Annotated in this window: 17 protein-coding genes and 1 pseudogene; 12 read left to right on the top strand and 6 right to left on the bottom strand. The window is 68.2% G+C overall.

The window, feature by feature from the left end:
• The first annotated feature begins 194 nt into the window (after nt 1-194).
• The 8 genes from WS89_RS06565 to denD all read left to right on the top strand — a co-directional run bounded on the left by WS89_RS06565 (nt 195) and on the right by denD (nt 8,368).
• Nucleotides 195-1,268 (top strand): GlxA family transcriptional regulator, encoded by a 1,074-nt coding sequence (locus WS89_RS06565; RefSeq protein ID WP_059502747.1) that lies wholly within the window; start codon nt 195-197, stop codon nt 1,266-1,268.
• Between the two features lie 191 nt (nt 1,269-1,459).
• Nucleotides 1,460-2,164 (top strand): FadR/GntR family transcriptional regulator, encoded by a 705-nt coding sequence (locus WS89_RS06560; RefSeq protein ID WP_034204194.1) that lies wholly within the window; start codon nt 1,460-1,462, stop codon nt 2,162-2,164.
• A gap of 58 nt (nt 2,165-2,222) precedes the next feature.
• Entirely contained in the window at nt 2,223-3,113 is an 891-nt protein-coding gene (gene ltnD / locus WS89_RS06555; RefSeq protein ID WP_012339469.1) for an L-threonate dehydrogenase, read from the top strand.
• Nucleotides 3,114-3,132: 19 nt separating this feature from the next.
• A complete protein-coding gene (otnK, locus tag WS89_RS06550) occupies nt 3,133-4,434 on the top strand; it encodes a 3-oxo-tetronate kinase (protein ID WP_059790004.1) in 1,302 nt (433 codons plus the stop codon).
• Entirely contained in the window at nt 4,431-5,069 is a 639-nt protein-coding gene (gene otnC, locus WS89_RS06545) for a 3-oxo-tetronate 4-phosphate decarboxylase (RefSeq protein ID WP_059502174.1), read from the top strand. The genes otnK and otnC overlap by 4 nt, the downstream gene beginning before the upstream one ends.
• A 121-nt stretch (nt 5,070-5,190) precedes the next feature.
• Nucleotides 5,191-6,516 carry an MFS transporter gene (locus WS89_RS06540; RefSeq protein WP_059790002.1) on the top strand — a complete coding sequence of 442 codons (1,326 nt, stop codon included), beginning with the start codon at nt 5,191-5,193 and terminating at the stop codon, nt 6,514-6,516.
• Nucleotides 6,517-6,591: 75 nt separating this feature from the next.
• The gene (gene otnI, locus WS89_RS06535) at nt 6,592-7,368 is read left to right on the top strand and encodes a 2-oxo-tetronate isomerase (protein ID WP_059790000.1); all 777 of its coding nucleotides are present in this window, start codon (nt 6,592-6,594) and stop codon (nt 7,366-7,368) included.
• Between the two features lie 28 nt (nt 7,369-7,396).
• Nucleotides 7,397-8,368 carry a D-erythronate dehydrogenase gene (gene denD / locus WS89_RS06530; RefSeq protein WP_059790075.1) on the top strand — a complete coding sequence of 324 codons (972 nt, stop codon included), beginning with the start codon at nt 7,397-7,399 and terminating at the stop codon, nt 8,366-8,368.
• A gap of 25 nt (nt 8,369-8,393) precedes the next feature.
• Here the strand turns inward: denD and WS89_RS06525 are convergent, their stop codons facing one another.
• The 3 genes from WS89_RS06525 to WS89_RS06515 all read right to left on the bottom strand — a co-directional run bounded on the left by WS89_RS06525 (nt 8,394) and on the right by WS89_RS06515 (nt 11,093).
• Nucleotides 8,394-9,434, bottom strand: a complete 1,041-nt coding sequence (locus tag WS89_RS06525; protein ID WP_373558379.1) for a lysylphosphatidylglycerol synthase domain-containing protein — start codon at nt 9,432-9,434, stop codon at nt 8,394-8,396.
• Between the two features lie 44 nt (nt 9,435-9,478).
• Nucleotides 9,479-10,648 carry a bacteriohopanetetrol glucosamine biosynthesis glycosyltransferase HpnI gene (hpnI, locus tag WS89_RS06520; protein ID WP_059789995.1) on the bottom strand — a complete coding sequence of 390 codons (1,170 nt, stop codon included), beginning with the start codon at nt 10,646-10,648 and terminating at the stop codon, nt 9,479-9,481.
• Between the two features lie 61 nt (nt 10,649-10,709).
• Complete coding sequence (locus WS89_RS06515) at nt 10,710-11,093, bottom strand: hypothetical protein (RefSeq protein WP_156440518.1); 384 nt, start codon at nt 11,091-11,093, stop codon at nt 10,710-10,712.
• A 240-nt stretch (nt 11,094-11,333) separates the two neighbouring features.
• On the opposite strand from WS89_RS06515, the pseudogene WS89_RS34565 reads away from it, so the two are divergent.
• A pseudogene (locus tag WS89_RS34565) lies at nt 11,334-11,438 on the top strand (cytochrome b); the annotation flags it as partial.
• 83 nt (nt 11,439-11,521) lie between these two features.
• Here WS89_RS34565 and WS89_RS06505 read toward each other — a convergent pair.
• Both WS89_RS06505 and WS89_RS06500 read right to left on the bottom strand, forming a co-directional pair.
• Nucleotides 11,522-11,797 (bottom strand): DUF4148 domain-containing protein, encoded by a 276-nt coding sequence (locus WS89_RS06505; protein WP_059790073.1) that lies wholly within the window; start codon nt 11,795-11,797, stop codon nt 11,522-11,524.
• Between the two features lie 71 nt (nt 11,798-11,868).
• Nucleotides 11,869-12,213, bottom strand: a complete 345-nt coding sequence (locus tag WS89_RS06500) for a DUF4148 domain-containing protein (protein WP_059789989.1) — start codon at nt 12,211-12,213, stop codon at nt 11,869-11,871.
• Between the two features lie 211 nt (nt 12,214-12,424).
• On the opposite strand from WS89_RS06500, the gene WS89_RS06495 reads away from it, so the two are divergent.
• From WS89_RS06495 to WS89_RS06485, 3 genes are all read left to right on the top strand, one after another.
• Nucleotides 12,425-13,114, top strand: a complete 690-nt coding sequence (locus WS89_RS06495) for an aspartyl/asparaginyl beta-hydroxylase domain-containing protein (RefSeq protein WP_059789987.1) — start codon at nt 12,425-12,427, stop codon at nt 13,112-13,114.
• 100 nt (nt 13,115-13,214) lie between these two features.
• Nucleotides 13,215-13,484: a MoaD/ThiS family protein gene (locus tag WS89_RS06490; protein WP_059502162.1), complete on the top strand. Its 270-nt coding sequence runs from the start codon at nt 13,215-13,217 to the stop codon at nt 13,482-13,484.
• 75 nt (nt 13,485-13,559) lie between these two features.
• On the top strand, nt 13,560-14,708 hold the full coding sequence (locus WS89_RS06485; protein ID WP_059789985.1) for a WD40/YVTN/BNR-like repeat-containing protein: 1,149 nt from the start codon (nt 13,560-13,562) through the stop codon (nt 14,706-14,708).
• On the opposite strand, the gene WS89_RS06480 is transcribed toward WS89_RS06485, so the two are convergent.
• On the bottom strand, nt 14,695-15,639 hold the full coding sequence (locus tag WS89_RS06480) for a LysR substrate-binding domain-containing protein (RefSeq protein WP_059789983.1): 945 nt from the start codon (nt 15,637-15,639) through the stop codon (nt 14,695-14,697). The two genes, WS89_RS06485 and WS89_RS06480, sit on opposite strands and share 14 nt — an antisense overlap.
• Nucleotides 15,640-15,665 lie beyond the last annotated feature (26 nt).

Here is a 15,665-nt window from a genome sequence, read left to right as displayed (position 1 = left end):
GGGATAGCGCCGCCAAGCGCCGCGCCGGCCGCCCGGAAAGTGCGTTTTGGCGATGGTTCGCGACGAAAAACCACAAGTCCGGCCACGGCCGATCGGCGACGCTGGCTGCATCCGTGCCGCCCTCCGGCAGCCGTAGCCCGCAAACAGAGTGAAACGAGTGAGACCGCCTTACCGGCGTGACGAGATTGGCCGCGATGACCCCCGACGTACCCGCCTCCCCCCTCGCAGAACCCGCGCCGCGGCGCATCCGCTTCGGCATCGTGCTGCTGCCGAACTTCACGCTGACGGCCTTCTCGGGCTTCGTCGACATGCTGCGGCTGTCGGCCGACGACGGCGACTACAGCAAGCCCGTGCGCTGCGCATGGAGCGTGATCGGCGAGACGCTCGCGCCGGTGCGCGCGAGCTGCGGGATCCAGATCACGCCGTGGGAGACGTTCGACGCGGCCGAGCCGTTCGACTATGTGGTGGTGGTTGGCGGGCTGCTGCATTCGGGGCCGCAGGCCGGCCCTGAAACGCTCGACTTCATCCGCCGCGCGGCAACGGGCGGCGCGACGGTCGTCGGCATCTGCACCGGCGTGTTCACGCTGATGCGCGCCGGCGTGCTCGACGGCTACCGCACCTGCGTGAGCTGGTTCCATTACTGGGACTTCATCGAGCGCTTTCCGTCCGCCGATCCCGACCTGCTGATCGCCGACCGGCTGTTCGTGATCGACCGGCGCCGGATCACGTGTTCGGGCGGCCGCGCGTCGATCGACGTCGCCGCCGCGATCCTGCTGCGCCATTTCGATCACGCCACCGTGCAGAAGGCGCTACGCATCCTGCTCGTCGGCGAGATGCAGAAAGGCAACGCGCCGCAGCCGCATCCGCCGGGCCTCGAACCGGCGACGCATCCGAAGGTCAAGCGCGCGATTCTTCTGATGGAACAGCACGTGGGGCGCGCGCTGCCGCTCGAGGAACTGGCGTGCAAGCTCGACCTGTCGACGCGGCAGCTCGAGCGGCTCTTCAAGGCCGAGACCGGCAAGAGCCCGCAGGCCTTCGCGAAACAAGTGCGGCTGCGCACGGCCGCCTGGCTGCTGACAAGCTCGGACCGCACCGTCGCCGATATCGCGTCGAGTTGCGGATTCGCCGATGCATCGCACCTCGGGCGCGAATTCCGCAAGCAGTTCGGCGTGCCGCCGGCGACGTATCGCGAGCGCGGCGGCGACGTGGCCGAAGTCGATGCGATGCCCGATGCGTCGGCCGACGCCGTCGAGGACCTCGCCGACTGACGGCCCAGAGGCGTCCGCCCTCTTCCTTGACCGATGGCAGAACCGCACACGTTCGCATCGGTTTCGGCGCTTTTGGAACCGGTTCCAATCAATTTAGCCGACGTTGCTCTCTATAAAACGAGGGTTATCCCGGATGCTGATGCGCACTCAAATTTGTATGATGACCACATCACCCTACAAACTTGAGCATCATGTTCGAAAAAATTCCGGCCCGCGCGATGAGCGACCATGTCGCGCAGCAACTGCTCAAGCAGATCGAAGTGGGCAGTTTCTCGGCCACCGGCAAGCTGCCGACCGAAGCCGTGCTCGCGCAGGAATTCGGCGTGAGCCGCACCGTGATCCGCGAGGCGATCTCGCGGCTGAAGAACGAAGGCGTGGTCGAGCCGCGCCAGGGCAGCGGCGTATTCGTGAACCAGCACGGCGCGATCCGGCCGCTGCGCATCGACTACGCGGAAGCCGTCGAGGCGAGCTCGCTGCCGCACCTGCTCGCGGTGCGCCGCGCGATCGAGGCCGAAGTCGCGGCCGAAGCCGCGCTGCACCACACCGACGACGACATGGCCGACATCGACGACGCGCTGCGCAAGATCGACGCAGCGGTGGCCGAAGGGCGCGACGGCGTGGCGGAAGACGTCGCGTTCCACCGCACGATCGCGGCCGTCACCGGCAACCCGTATTTCCTGAAGACGCTGCAGTTCCTGAACCAGTACCTCGAAGCCGGCGTGAAGGTCACGCGGGGCAACGAAGCGACGCGCGACGATTTCTCGCGGCAGGTGCGCGACGAACACGCGGCGATCGCCGATGCGATCCGCGCGCGCGACCCGATGGCCGCCCGCAACGCGGCGCGCACGCACATGTACAACGCCGCCCGCCGCCTCGCGGAAGCCGGCATCTGCTGAAGCCGGCGGCGCCCGCCGCCGCTGTCCGGAACCTCTCCCGAATCGATCAAGGTTGACCATGTCAAGAAATGTTGGAGTCATCGGCCTCGGCGCAATGGGCCTCGGCGTCGCACGCTCGCTGCTGCGCGCCGGCCTGCGCGTCCATGCATGCGACGTGCGCGACACCGTGCTGCAGGCATTCGCCGCCGAAGGCGGCATCGCGTGCGCGACGCCGGCCGAACTCGGTGCGCAGTGCGACGTCGTCGTCACGCTCGTCGTCAATGCCGCGCAGACGGAAACGGTGCTGTTCGGCGAACACGGTGCGGTCGCGGCGATGAAGCCCGGCGGCATCGTGATCGCGAGCGCGACCGTCGCGCCTGAATTCGCGGTCGCGCTCGGCGCGCGCATCGAAGCGGCCGGCCTGCAGATGCTCGACGCGCCCGTGTCGGGCGGCGCCGCGCGCGCGGCCTCCGGCGAGATGACGATGATGACGTCCGGCCCGGCCGCCGCGTATGCGGGCTGCGAGGACGTGCTCGCGGCGATCGCCGGCAAGGTGTACCGCCTCGGCGACGCACACGGCATCGGCTCGAAAGTGAAGATCATCAATCAATTGCTGGCCGGCGTGCATATCGCGGCGGCGGCCGAAGCGATGGCGCTCGGCCTGCGCGAAGGCGTCGATGCCGACGCGCTGTACGACGTGATCACGCACAGCGCCGGCAATTCGTGGATGTTCGAGAACCGCGTGCCGCACATCCTGAACGGCGACTACACGCCGCTGTCGGCCGTCGACATCTTCGTGAAGGATCTCGGTCTCGTGCTCGATACCGCGCGCCGCAGCAAATTCCCGCTGCCGCTGTCGGCCACCGCGCACCAGATGTTCATGAGCGCGTCGAGCGCCGGCCACGGCGGCGAGGACGATTCCGCCGTGATCAAGACTTTCCCCGGCATCACGCTGCCGCCCGCCCGCTGATTCGAACGACGTTCCTGCCATGACCGCTTCCGCTTCCCGTCCCCTGCTCGGCTGCATCGCCGACGATTTCACCGGCGCGACCGATCTCGCGAACATGCTCGTCAAGAGCGGCATGCGCACCGTGCAAACGATCGGCGTGCCCGCCGACGGCGAGGCTGCCGACACGATCGTCGACGCCGACGCGATCGTCGTCGCGCTGAAATCGCGCACGATTCCCGCCGCCGACGCCGTCGCGCAATCGCTCGCCGCGTACGAATGGTTGCGCGCGCAAGGGTGCCGCCAGTTCTTCTTCAAGTACTGCTCGACGTTCGATTCGACCGACGCGGGCAACATCGGGCCGGTGGCCGACGCGCTGCTCGATGCGGCCGGCGGCGACTTCACGATCGCGTGCCCGGCGTTCCCCGAGAACGGCCGCACGATCTATCGCGGCCACCTGTTCGTCGGCGACGTGCTGCTGAACGAATCGGGGATGGAGCATCATCCGCTCACGCCGATGAAGGATGCGAACCTCGTACGCGTGCTGCAGCAGCAAACGAAGTCGTCGGTCGGCCTGATCCGCTACGACACGATCGCGCTCGGCGCGGCCGCCGTGCGTGCGCGGATCGACCAGTTGCGCGCGGAAGGTGTGCGTTTCGCGATCGCAGACGCGCTGTCGGACCGCGACCTCTACGTCCTCGGCGAAGCGTGCGCGGGCTTGCCGCTCGTTACCGGCGGCTCGGGCATCGCGCTCGGCCTGCCCGCGAATTTCCGCCGCGCGGAGCAACTGCCCGAGCGCGACAACGCGGCGTCGCTGCCGCGCATCGACGGCCTGTCGGCCGTGCTCGCCGGCAGCGCGTCGAAGGCGACCAACGCGCAGGTCGCCGCGTGGCGCGCGACGCGGCCGAGCTTCCGCATCGATCCGCTCGCGGCGTCGCGCGGCGAGCCCGTCGTCGAGCAGGCGCTCGCCTTTGCGCGCACGCACCTGCCGCAACCCGTGCTGATCTATGCAACGGCCACGCCCGACGAAGTGAAGGCCGTGCAGCAGGCGCTCGGCGTCGACGCGGCCGGCCATCTCGTCGAAAGCACGCTCGCGGCGATTGCCCGCGGGCTGCGCGAACTCGGCGTGCGCAAGTTCGTCGTCGCGGGCGGCGAGACGTCCGGCGCGGTCGTGCAGGCGCTCGACGTGAAGTCGCTGCAGATCGGCGCGCAGATCGACCCGGGCGTGCCGGCCACGGCCACCGTCGACGCGCAGCCGCTCGGCCTCGCGCTGAAATCCGGCAACTTCGGCGCGACGGACTTTTTCGACAAGGCGCTGCGCGCGCTGGACGGAGCCGCACGATGAGCGACGAAGCGAAACTGCGCGAAGAGATCTGCGTGGTCGGCGCGAGCCTGTATGCGCGCGGCCATGCGGTCGGCAGCGCCGGCAACATCAGCGCGCGTCTCGCGGACGGCTGGCTGATCACGCCGACCGACGCGTGCCTCGGCCGGCTCGACCCGAACGACATCGCGAAGGTCGGCGCCGACGGCCAGCCCGTATCGGGCGGCAAGCCGTCGAAGACACTCGCGCTGCATCGCGGCATCTACGCGCGCAACGCAGACGCGCATGGCGTCGTCCACACGCATTCGACGCATCTCGTCGCATTGACGCTCGCGGGCGTGTGGCGCGACACCGACGTGCTGCCGCCGATCACGCCGTACTACGTGATGAAGGTCGGCCACATCCCGCTGATCCGTTACCGCCGCCCCGGCGACCCGGCCGTCGCGGCCGAAGTCGCGGCGCTGGCCGACCAGGTGCGCGGCGTGCTGCTCGATCGCCTCGGCCCCGTGATGTGGGGGCCGTCGGTGTCGCACGCGTCGTATGCGCTCGAGGAGCTCGAGGAAACGGCGCGGCTGTGGCTGATGACGCAGCCGAAGCCCGAACCGCTGTCCGACGCCGCGCTCGACGAATTGCGCCAGACCTTCGGCGCGCGCTGGTGACGCACCGCGCATCCGATACCGATTCACATGCCCGCTGTGTGCGCGGGCCCTTCCGTCAGCACACACATACGAACCGGCAGCCTACGCGCCGCCGGCACACGACGTCCTTGGAGACACGACGATGACTGCTCTCGACGCGGCCGCAAGCCGCTCGCCCGCCGCGGCCGCCCAGTCGGGCGAACTCGACCGCACCTACAGGAAAGTGTTCTGGCGCATCGTGCCGTTCCTGATGCTCTGCTACGTGGTCGCGTATCTCGACCGCGTGAACGTCGGCTTTGCCAAGCTGCAGATGTCGCAGGATCTCGCGTTCAGCGAAACCGTGTTCGGGCTCGGCGCGGGGATTTTCTTCCTCGGCTACTTTCTGTTCGAACTGCCGAGCAACCTGCTGATGCACCGCCTCGGCGCGCGCATCTGGATCGCGCGGATCATGATCACGTGGGGCGTGCTGTCCGCGCTGTTCGCGTTCGTGAAGACGCCGGCGCAGTTCTACGTGCTGCGCTTCCTGCTCGGCCTCGCGGAAGCCGGCTTCTATCCGGGCGTGATCCTGTACCTCACGTACTGGTTCCCGTCCCATCGCCGCGCGAAGATCATCGCGGTGTTCATGTCCGCGATTCCGGTGTCGGGCATCTTCGGCAACCCGCTGTCGGGCTGGATCATGGAGCGCTTCCACGGCGGCTCGGGCTTCCACGGCTGGCAATGGATGTTCATGATCGAAGCCGTGCCGGCCGTGCTCGTCGGCATCGCGACGATCCTGTATCTCGACAACGGCATCCGCAGCGCGAAATGGCTCGACGAGCGCGAGAAGCAGCTGCTCGAAGACGAAATCGCCGCGCAGCCGCAGGAACAGCAGAACCACGGCCATTCGCTGAAGGCCGTGTTCTCCGACCCGCGCATGTGGTGGATGTCGCTGATCTACTTCGCGTTCGTCACCGGCCAGTACGGGCTCACGTTCTGGATGCCGACGCTCGTGAAATCGACCGGCATCACCGATACGCTGCAGATCGGCCTGCTGTCGGCGATTCCGTTCGTCGTCGCGATCGTCGTGATGAACCTGTTCGGCCACAGTGCGGACAAGCGCCGCGAACGCCGCTGGCACCTGATCGTGCCGGCGCTGATGGGCGCGCTCGGGTTTGCGGTCGCCGCGTCGTACTCGCACAATACGGCCGTGTCGATCGTGTTCCTGTCGCTCGCGGCAGGCGGCGTGCTGACCTGCGCCCCGCTGTTCTGGTCGCTGCCGACCGCGTTCCTCGCAGGCTCCGCGGCCGCGGCCGGGATCGCGATCATCAACTCGGTCGGCAATCTCGCCGGTTTCGCGAGCCCGTACGTGATCGGCTACCTGAAGGACGTCACGCACAGCACGTCGTCCGGCATGTACGTGCTGGCCGCGATGCTCGTGATCGGCGCGATCGCCGTGTGGCTCACGCCCGCGAAACTCGTGAACCGCTGATACGCCGCCGGCCGATTCATCATTCGACGCGGAGCGCACGGCGCTCCGCGCCATTCATTCACAGGACGCTCCGTCATGCCACGCTTCGCCGCCAACCTCTCGATGATGTACACCGAGCATGCGTTTCTCGAACGCTTCGCCGCTGCCGCTCGCGACGGCTTCAAGGCCGTCGAGTACCTGTTCCCGTACGACTTCGCCGCCGCGGACATCCGTTCACGTCTCGACGCGCACGGCCTCGAACAGGCGCTGTTCAACGCGCCGCCGGGCGCCTGGGCCGCGGGCGAACGCGGCATCGCATCGCTGCCGGGCCGCGAGGACGAGTTCCGCCGCGGTATCGACCAGGCGCTCGACTATGCACGCACGATCGGCAACAGGAAGCTGCACGTGATGGCCGGCATGGTGCCGCCGGGCGCCGACCGCGCGCGCCATCGCGACACCTATCTGTCGAACCTGCGGCATGCGGCGCAGGCGGGGGCCGCGCACGGCATCACGATCCTGATCGAGCCGATCAACCCGCGCGACATGCCCGGCTATTTCCTGAATCGCCAGGACGACGCGCAGGCGATCTGCGCGGAAGTCGGCGCGCCGAACCTGAAGGTGCAGTTCGACTGCTATCACTGCCAGATCGTCGAAGGCGATCTCGCGATGAAACTCCAGCGCGATTTCGCTGGCATCGGCCATATCCAGATCGCGGGCGTGCCGGAACGCCACGAGCCGGACGTCGGCGAACTCAATTACCCGTACCTGTTCGCGCTGATCGACGCGCTCGGCTACGACGGCTGGATCGGCTGCGAATATCGGCCGAAGGCCGGCACGTCCGAAGGCCTCGGCTGGCTCAGGCCGTACCTGTGATTCCCGTATTCCCGAAAGGATGAAGAACATGAAAGTACTGATCACCGGCGGCGCCGGCTTTCTCGGCCAGCGTCTCGCGCGCAAGCTGCTCGAGCGCGGCGAACTGACCGGCCCCGACGGCCGTGTCGAGACAATCGACGAGCTGGTGCTGCTCGACGTCGTCCAGGGCAGCGATTTCGGCGATGCGCGCGTGACGTCGATCATCGGCGACATCGCCGATCGCGCGGTGCTCGAACGCGCGATCGACACGCGCACGGGCGCGATCTTCCACCTCGCGGCGATCGTCAGCGGGCAAGCCGAAGCCGATTTCGATCTCGGCATGCGGATCAACCTCGACGCATCGCGCACGCTGCTCGAAGTGTGCCGCGCGCGCGGCCACCGGCCGCGCGTCGTGTTCACGAGCTCCGTCGCGGTGTACGGCGGCGCGCTGCCCGACGTCGTGCAGGACGACACCGCGCTGAACCCGCAATCGTCGTACGGCGCCGAGAAGGCCATCGCGGAACTGCTGCTGTGCGACTACGCGCGACGCGGCTTCGTCGACGGCCGAGTGCTGCGGCTGCCGACCATCAGCGTGCGGCCCGGCCGCCCGAACGCGGCCGCGTCGTCGTTCGCGAGCGGCATCATCCGCGAGCCGCTGAACGGCGAGGAAAGCGTGTGCCCGGTGCCCGGCTCGACGCGGCTGTGGCTGCTGTCGCCGCGCGGCGCGATCGACGCGCTGGTCGCCGGTTGCGAGATCGACGCCGCGAAGCTCGGCAACAAGCGCGTGATCAACCTGCCGGGGCTGTCGGTATCTGTCGACGAGATGATCGCGGCGCTGCGCGAAGTCGCGGGCGACGCGGTCGTCAAGCTGATCCGCCATGCGCCCGACGAACGCGTCGAGAAGATCGTCGGCAGCTGGCCGGGCCGCTGGGATACGTCGCGCGCGGAAGCACTCGGGCTGAAGGGCGACACGTCGTTCGCGGACGTGATTCGCAGCCATATCGCCGACGAGCGGCACTGATCCCGCTGCGTCGCGTCGGGCCGCGTCAGCGCGGCCCGGCGGATTCCCCCGCAGGCAACGGCGCGCGTTTCGCTCCACCCGGCCGGTTCGCCGAACCCGCCGCCCACTGCCACGCGAGCAGCCCCGGCAGATAGAACAACAGGTCGCGCACGCGGCGCGCGCCGGCCAGCGCGAGACAGGTCGGCGGATCGAATCCGAGCAGCCCGCCGATCAGCACGAACCCGCCCTCCTGCACCCCCAGGCCGCCCGGCATCAGGAACGCGAGGCTGCTCACGAGCTGGATCAGCGCCTCGATCGCGAGTGCCTGCGCAAAGCTCGGCTCGGCGCCGAGGAAATACAGCGCCAGCCAGATTTCCAGTGCATAGCCCGCGAACTGCAGCGTCTGCCAGATCCCCAGATAGCGCACGACGACGCCCGTCTTTCTCCAGATCATCCGGATCGACTGGTCGGTGCGTGCCGATTCGCCGACCAGCGCCACCACCTTGCCGCTCGTGACGCGGTTGAGCACGCGCATCGCGCGTTCGAACGGCCGCGCATGCTGCACCAGCGCGAACAACAGCAGCACCGGCACCAGCGCGGCCATGCCGATCGCGAGGTTGGCGGCCACCCGCGCGGCATCGGACGACACGCGTTCGAGCACATAGCCGATCGCGATCAGCGCGAAGATCAGCTGGCTGATCAGCGTGAGCTGCATGTCGGCGACGAGGCTGGCCACGGCGGTGGCCGGACGCACGCCCGCCTGCCGCAGCAACCCGAACGACACGATCTCGCCGCCGATGCGCGCGACCGGCAGCAACCCGTTGATCGATTCGCGGATCCACACGAGTTTCAGCATCGTCGGCAACGAAGGCCGGCGCGGGCCGCGGATCAGCATCCGCCAGTCCCACGCGTTCGCGAGCATCGGCAGGATGTGCGCGAGCGCGGCGACCAGCAACCCGGCTCCGGCGATCCGCAGCCGATGCAGGATGTCTTGCGGATGCTCGCGCCAGACCAGCCACACCGCGAGCGCCAGCCCGACGAGCGCGATCGCGCGCCCCGCATGGCGAAGCCGTGCATCGCCGCGCATGGCGACCCGGCCCGCTGCCGCGGCGTCGAGGTTCGGCTCCGTCGTCATGACTCGCCCGCCGGCGACAGCAGGCCTTGCCGGTCGACGCGAAAGCGCGTGCCGCGCCACACGACATGCGACGAAAAGAAGCTCGATACGAAGACCGCGAACTGCAGGAGATCGACGAGCGGCAGCCAGAATGCGCCGCGCAGGCTTGCGCCGGTCGCGCGGCTCGTTCTCAGCATCAACCATGCGCGCGACGCCAGCGCCGCAATCGCGAACGCACACGCGGCGGCCGTGCCGCCGGAGAACAGCACCGCCAGCAGCGCCAGCGGCACCGGATGCATCAGTACCGATCCGAGATGACCGTGCCGGTCCGCCGCGCGGATCGTGCAGCTCCAGCGCAATTCGTGTGCGTACAACCGCGCGAACGTCTCTTCGACACACGCATGCCCGACGACGAACGATGGAATGACGACCTGCGCGCCCGCTTGCCGCACCGCTTCGCCGAGTGCGTGATCTTCCGCCAGGTGGTGCGCGAAACGCACCAGCCCGCCGATGCGTTCGAGCGTCGCCCGCGTGATGGCGATCGTCTGGCCGAAGCAGGGCCGCGCGCGCCCGATGAAGAGCCCGGTGATCACGCCCGGCAGGAAATGGTAGTCCGTCATCGCCGCGGCGACCCCCGGCCAGAATCCCGGCGCCGCGACGCCGCGATACACGCTCGTCACGATGCCGACATCCGGCTGCTGTAACGCACCGACGACGGCGCGCAGATAATCGCGCTCGACCACCACGTCGCTGTCGGCGAGACAGAGCACCGAATGCTCCGCGTGTTCGAGCATGTTCACGAGATTGCCGACCTTGCGGTTCGGCCCGTACAGCCGCGCATCGGCGACGACCTTGATGTTCGCGTCCGGATAGCGTGCGCGCAACGTCTCGACGGCCGCAAGCGCGGCGTCGCCCGCATCGTGCACGCCGAACAGGTGCTGCACCGGCCCTGGATAATCCTGCACGAAGTAGCTTTCGAGATGCTGTACGAGATCCCATTCGTCGCCGTGCAGCGGCTGCGCGACGGTGACGCCCGGATACGTGCGTGGCGGCGCCATCGCTCGGGAAAAGAACCGGCCGACCAGCACGCTGGCCGTGATCGTGTATGCAATGCCCAGCACCACGCTCAGCCCGCAGACGATCGACATTGCGCCGGCCAGCGCGCGCAGCACATGCAGCAAAACCATGGTTCTCCCCAGTGATGACCCGTACGACCGCGGCGCCCGGGAACGGCCGCGCGCACGCGGCTCACCCGTGCACGCCGCCGTATCGGTTCCCGTTGAACCGGATATGAAGGACGACCAACCGACGGTACGCGCAATCAGATGACACAACTACCGTGCGGCGATCGATTCCGGTGATGCGCACGTAGCCGCAGGCCACCGCGGTCTTGAACGCCGCGCCGGCAAGCTTACGTGCCGACAGGATCGCGGTGGCGACCGCCACGACGATCCAGATGCGAAACGTCATCGTCGTGAAAAATGCTTCGGGTACGCGCCATGCCAGCAGCGAAACCAGCACGAAGCACTGGATGAACATGCCGGCCAGTGCGGCGATCAGCAGGTAGGCGCGCCATCGCTCGATCGTCGAAGGTGCCATCAGGAATGAACCTCCCGTACGGGCGACATGCATCGACCGTACGCCGATCGAAAGGGTCGCGGATTGGCGGGCAGGTGCGTCCGACCCCTGGCGAACGCACCTGCCCGGTTCGGGATCAGGGGAAGCGGAGCACTACCCGAGAAATGTCGTGGCCGATGGCAGCGGGATTATCGGCACTCAACCTTAGCGTTCTTCAGAATGGCCGACATTTGAGGCAGCGCAATTACAATCCGTTTCACGGTGCGCACAGTCACGCTCGTACGATCGCAGACGCTGATCGCGGTGCCGCTGCTCGGCTGGATCGACGCGTCGTCACGCGCGTGGGCCGTGACGCTCGTCGGCATCGTTCCGTTGCCGGCGCTGTCGGCGGCCGGCGCCCTTCGGGCACGTCGCGCGACGCGCATGCGCTTTGCTGTCCCGCGAACACGGCCGCCAGCCGTGACACGCGACCATGTCGGCACCTAGTTGCCGGTTTGCGCCGGCATGCCGGCATCCGGTGCGTGCGCAACCGACGCCGCCATGTGCGCCCGGTCCCGGTCGGCGAGCATCGCTTCCGCCGCCTGGATATCCGCCGGATACTCGCCTTCGTCGCCCTTCGCCGGGTCGTACCCGGCCGCTTCCAGACGCATCAACTCCTCGCGAACCTGTGCACGCGTCAGCGGCGCGGCCGATTGCGCGAATGCCGCCTGACCGACGAGCGCTCCGATCATCATCAGTAGTGCGATATATGTTTTCATCATGAACTCCTTCAATGTGACGTATCGACCGACCACGGGATAGGCGTGACCTGCGGATGCAGGCAGGTGAATCAGCTTCCGAAATAGATCGCGCAGAAGCTCGCGGGGCCGACGCATGCGGCGACGCGTTGACGCGGCGGCATCGCCGCCGGCTTGCCCGCTTCGGACGACATGGCCGGATCGCTGCCGACCGCCGTGCTGGCCTGCCGCTGAGGCATCCGCTCGGCTTGGTTCTGGAACAACGGGCTCACGTCCGGATACGACGTATCGGTCACGAAGCGCAACCCGCCGTTTTCGGCGTCGATCAATTCCTGCCGGACCTGCGTGCGCGTGAGTGCCTGTGCGGACGCTTGCGTCGCGACACCTGTGGCAGACATCGCCACCATCGTGGCGGCCAACAGCCAGTGCTTGTTCATGTTCCACTCCTTCAGAAGTCAACGAGACGATGTGCTACACCCGTATGACGACGGAGGAGGCATGTTTATTCCCGGCCTGCCGGGCCGCCCTTGCCGGACCTTCATCGAACTGTCATTCGTTCGTCAGCCGGCGTAACCTGACGTAACGCAACGCCCGTCGTGCTTCGGGCAGACTGACCACCACTTCATCCGGACCACCCATCGATCGACCATGTCCGCCGCTTACGACCATGCAGCCGCCCTGCTGCGCACGCTGTACGACCGCCATATCGACAGCGGCGCGGTGCTCGACACGGCCGCATTCCCGGATGCCGAGCGATTCGCGCGCGCGTGGCCCGCGATCCGCGCGGAGGCGCTCGACGTCGCACGCGACATGCCGCGCATCCCGCGCTTTCACGACATCATGCGCGAGCAGTACGACATCTCGGCCAACGACGCGCGCGACTGGCGCATGTTCATCATGCAGGCATACGGCCAGCCGTTTGCGCGCAACCTGTCGCGCTGCCCGACCGTCGCGTCGCTCGTCGCGACGTCGCCGGACGTGCTGTCCGCGTCGCTGTCGTTCCTCGCGCCTGGCAAGCACATCCCGCCGCATCGCGGGCCGTTCCGCGGCATCCTGCGCGGCTATCTCGTGCTGTCGATGCCCAGGCGCGCGGACGGCACGCCGGCCGCCGTGCTGAAGGTCGACGGCCGCGAATACCGGCTCGACGAAGGCCGCTTCCTGCTGTGGGACGACACGTTCACGCACGAGGTATGGAACGACAGCGACGCAGTGCGGATCGTGCTGCTGCTCGATATCCGCCGGCGCGGGATGCCGCGCTGGCTCACGTGGTTGTCGAATGCGGTGATCGGCGTCGTGCGGCTCGGGATCCGGATCAGGGGACGGTCGATTCCGGTCTAGCAGCCGCGCCGCGCACGGCAGTGCCGTTTCCCCTTTCGGCGCCCGCCGGATCGCCTAAACTACAAGCCATCCCTTCGTGCGGCTCCTGCCAGTTACCGCCATGGCGCACCTCTTCTTCGCCGCATCGATCCAGCGGCATGTCGAAACGCCCGAGCGCGACATCGACGCGCGCACGGTCGGCGAAGCATTCGACACCATTTTCAGCGAGCAACCGCGGCTGCGCGGCTACATCGTCGACGACCAGGGCGCGCTGCGAAAGCACCTGTCGGTGTTCATCGACGGCCAGCCGATCCGCGACCGGCAGCGCCTGTCCGACGCGCTCGGCGACGCCAGCCGCGTGTATGTCGTGCAGGCGCTGACCGGCGGATAAAGGGGCCGACGCACGGGCGCATCCCTCCATACCAAGTGCCGTCGCGCCAAGGCGGACCATCCGGAGACACCGCATATGAACGATCGACTGCTCGTCGCCACCCGCAAGGGCCTGTTCGTCCTGCAACCCGACGGTAACGGCGGCTGGACGCTCGGCGAACCGCATTTCATCGGCGAGCCCGTCAGCATGGCGCTCGCCGACCCGCGCGACGGCACGCTGTATGCGGCGCTCAATCTCGGCCATTTCGGCGTGAAGCTCCACCGGCTGCGCGCAGGCGCCACCGACTGGGAGGAATGTGCGGCCCCGGTTTATCCGCCGCAGCCTGCCGACGCGTCGGCCGCCCGTACCGACACGCACACGGGCAGCGGCGACGCCGACGACGAGCCCGCGGGGTCGCCGCAGCCGCCGTGGACCCTTCAGCAAATCTGGTCGCTCGAAACCGGCGGCCCAGACGAGCCCGGCGTACTGTGGGCCGGCACGATTCCCGGCGGCCTGTTCCGCTCCGGCGACCACGGCGATTCATGGGTACTCAACCGCGCGCTGTGGGATCGCCCCGAACGCGCCGAATGGGGCGGCGGCGGGTACGACGCGCCGGGCATCCATTCGGTGATGGTCGATCCGCGCGACAGCCGACACGTCGCCGTCGGCATCTCGTGCGGCGGCGTCTGGCAGACCGTCGACGGCGGCGCGACATGGCGTGTGACCGCGGAAGGCATGGAAGCCGACTACATGCCGCCCGAGCGACGCGGCGAGCCGAACATGCAGGATCCGCACCGCGTCGTGCAGTGCGCGGCCAATCCCGACGTGCTGTGGACGCAGCATCACTGCGCGATCTTCCGCTCGACCGACGGCGGCGAACACTGGCGCCGCATCGAAGCGCAACCGTCGAGCTTCGGTTTCGCGGTGGCCGTGCATCCGCATGAACCGGATACCGCGTGGTTCGTGCCGGCCGTGAAGGATGCGTGCCGGATTCCGGTGAACGGCCGGTTCGTCGTCACGCGCACGCGCGACGGCGGCCGCAGTTTCGAGAGCCTGTCGAACGGGTTGCCGGCCGCGCCCGCGTACGACCTCGTGTACCGGCATGGGCTCGCGGTCGACGATTCCGGCACGCGCCTCGCGATGGCGTCGACGACGGGCGGGTTATGGACGTCCGTCGATGGCGGCGACCATTGGCGACAGGTATCGGCGCATTTGCCGCCGGTGTATTGCGTCAGGTTCGGTTAGCGGCGCGAGACGCGCCGGGCGCCATCCGCGCCACCGCATCGCGCGTCCGTGCGATTTCCGCTTCGAGCCAGTCGAGAAACCGCCTGACCTGCGGCTCGCGCTCCCGCCCCGGCCGGCACAGCGCGACGAAGCGCGCACCGTCGAGCCGCACCGCGGGCTCGATCGGCATCAACGCACCGCGCTCCACATGCTCGGCGGCCAGCACCGAGCTGAGCAGCGCGATACCCTGCCCGTGCAGCACGGCCTGCAATGCGTAATGCTCGTCGTCGTAATGGCGGAACACCGCGCGTTCGAGCCATGCTTGCCGGCCCGCCGCACGACACCACGACGCCCAGTCGACCGACACGGGCAGCGGCGTATTCCACACGGTTTCGATCAGGTCGAGCGGCTCGTCGGTGCGGTGCGCGTCGAAGCCGGCGGCCGCATACGCGCCGAAATACTCGTCGATCAACGCAATCTCGTGCAGCGCGGGAAACTTGCGCGACGTCGCGCGAATCGCGAGATCGATCCGCGCCTCGCGTTCGAGATCGACGAGCGCGTTCCCCGTTTCGACCTTGATGTGCAGATGCGGATCGACACGGCGAAACGCACCGAGCCGGGGAATCAGCCACATCGCCGCAAAGGCCGGCGTGGTGGTCAGCACGAGCGGGCGCTCGTCGGCCGCGTCCGGCCGCACGGCGTCGAGCCCCCGGCTCAATGCCAGCAACGCTTCGTGGCTCGCGCGAAACAGTCGCTCGCCTTCTTCCGTCAGCCGCACGCCGCCTGCGCCGCGCTCGAACAGCAGCACGCCGACGCGGCTCTCCAGCGACTTGATCTGGTGCGACACGGCAGCCGGCGTCACGGACAGCTCGTCCGCGGCGGCCTTGAACGTGCCGAGCCGTGCCGACGATTCGAATACACGCAAAGCGGTCAGGGGGATTTTCGAGAACACGGAGCCTCGCGGATCGAATGCGGCCG

It is taken from the genome of Burkholderia sp. MSMB1072 (assembly GCF_001524725.1).
Classification (GTDB): Bacteria; Pseudomonadota; Gammaproteobacteria; order Burkholderiales; family Burkholderiaceae; genus Burkholderia.
This window is presented reverse-complemented; position numbering and strand designations above follow the sequence as displayed.

Coding starts and splice junctions, on each gene's coding strand:
- WS89_RS06500 (WP_059789989.1), bottom strand. CDS start 12,213: ATGAACAAGCACTGGCTGTTGGCCGCCACGATGGTGGCGATGTCTGCC.
- otnK (WP_059790004.1), top strand. CDS start 3,133: ATGACCGCTTCCGCTTCCCGTCCCCTGCTCGGCTGCATCGCCGACGAT.
- ltnD (WP_012339469.1), top strand. CDS start 2,223: ATGTCAAGAAATGTTGGAGTCATCGGCCTCGGCGCAATGGGCCTCGGC.
- hpnI (WP_059789995.1), bottom strand. CDS start 10,648: ATGGTTTTGCTGCATGTGCTGCGCGCGCTGGCCGGCGCAATGTCGATC.
- otnI (WP_059790000.1), top strand. CDS start 6,592: ATGCCACGCTTCGCCGCCAACCTCTCGATGATGTACACCGAGCATGCG.
- WS89_RS06485 (WP_059789985.1), top strand. CDS start 13,560: ATGAACGATCGACTGCTCGTCGCCACCCGCAAGGGCCTGTTCGTCCTG.
- WS89_RS06525 (WP_373558379.1), bottom strand. CDS start 9,434: ATGCGCGGCGATGCACGGCTTCGCCATGCGGGGCGCGCGATCGCGCTC.
- WS89_RS06490 (WP_059502162.1), top strand. CDS start 13,215: ATGGCGCACCTCTTCTTCGCCGCATCGATCCAGCGGCATGTCGAAACG.
- WS89_RS06540 (WP_059790002.1), top strand. CDS start 5,191: ATGACTGCTCTCGACGCGGCCGCAAGCCGCTCGCCCGCCGCGGCCGCC.
- WS89_RS06495 (WP_059789987.1), top strand. CDS start 12,425: ATGTCCGCCGCTTACGACCATGCAGCCGCCCTGCTGCGCACGCTGTAC.
- WS89_RS06560 (WP_034204194.1), top strand. CDS start 1,460: ATGTTCGAAAAAATTCCGGCCCGCGCGATGAGCGACCATGTCGCGCAG.
- denD (WP_059790075.1), top strand. CDS start 7,397: ATGAAAGTACTGATCACCGGCGGCGCCGGCTTTCTCGGCCAGCGTCTC.
- WS89_RS06505 (WP_059790073.1), bottom strand. CDS start 11,797: ATGAAAACATATATCGCACTACTGATGATGATCGGAGCGCTCGTCGGT.
- otnC (WP_059502174.1), top strand. CDS start 4,431: ATGAGCGACGAAGCGAAACTGCGCGAAGAGATCTGCGTGGTCGGCGCG.
- WS89_RS06565 (WP_059502747.1), top strand. CDS start 195: ATGACCCCCGACGTACCCGCCTCCCCCCTCGCAGAACCCGCGCCGCGG.
- WS89_RS06515 (WP_156440518.1), bottom strand. CDS start 11,093: ATGCATGTCGCCCGTACGGGAGGTTCATTCCTGATGGCACCTTCGACG.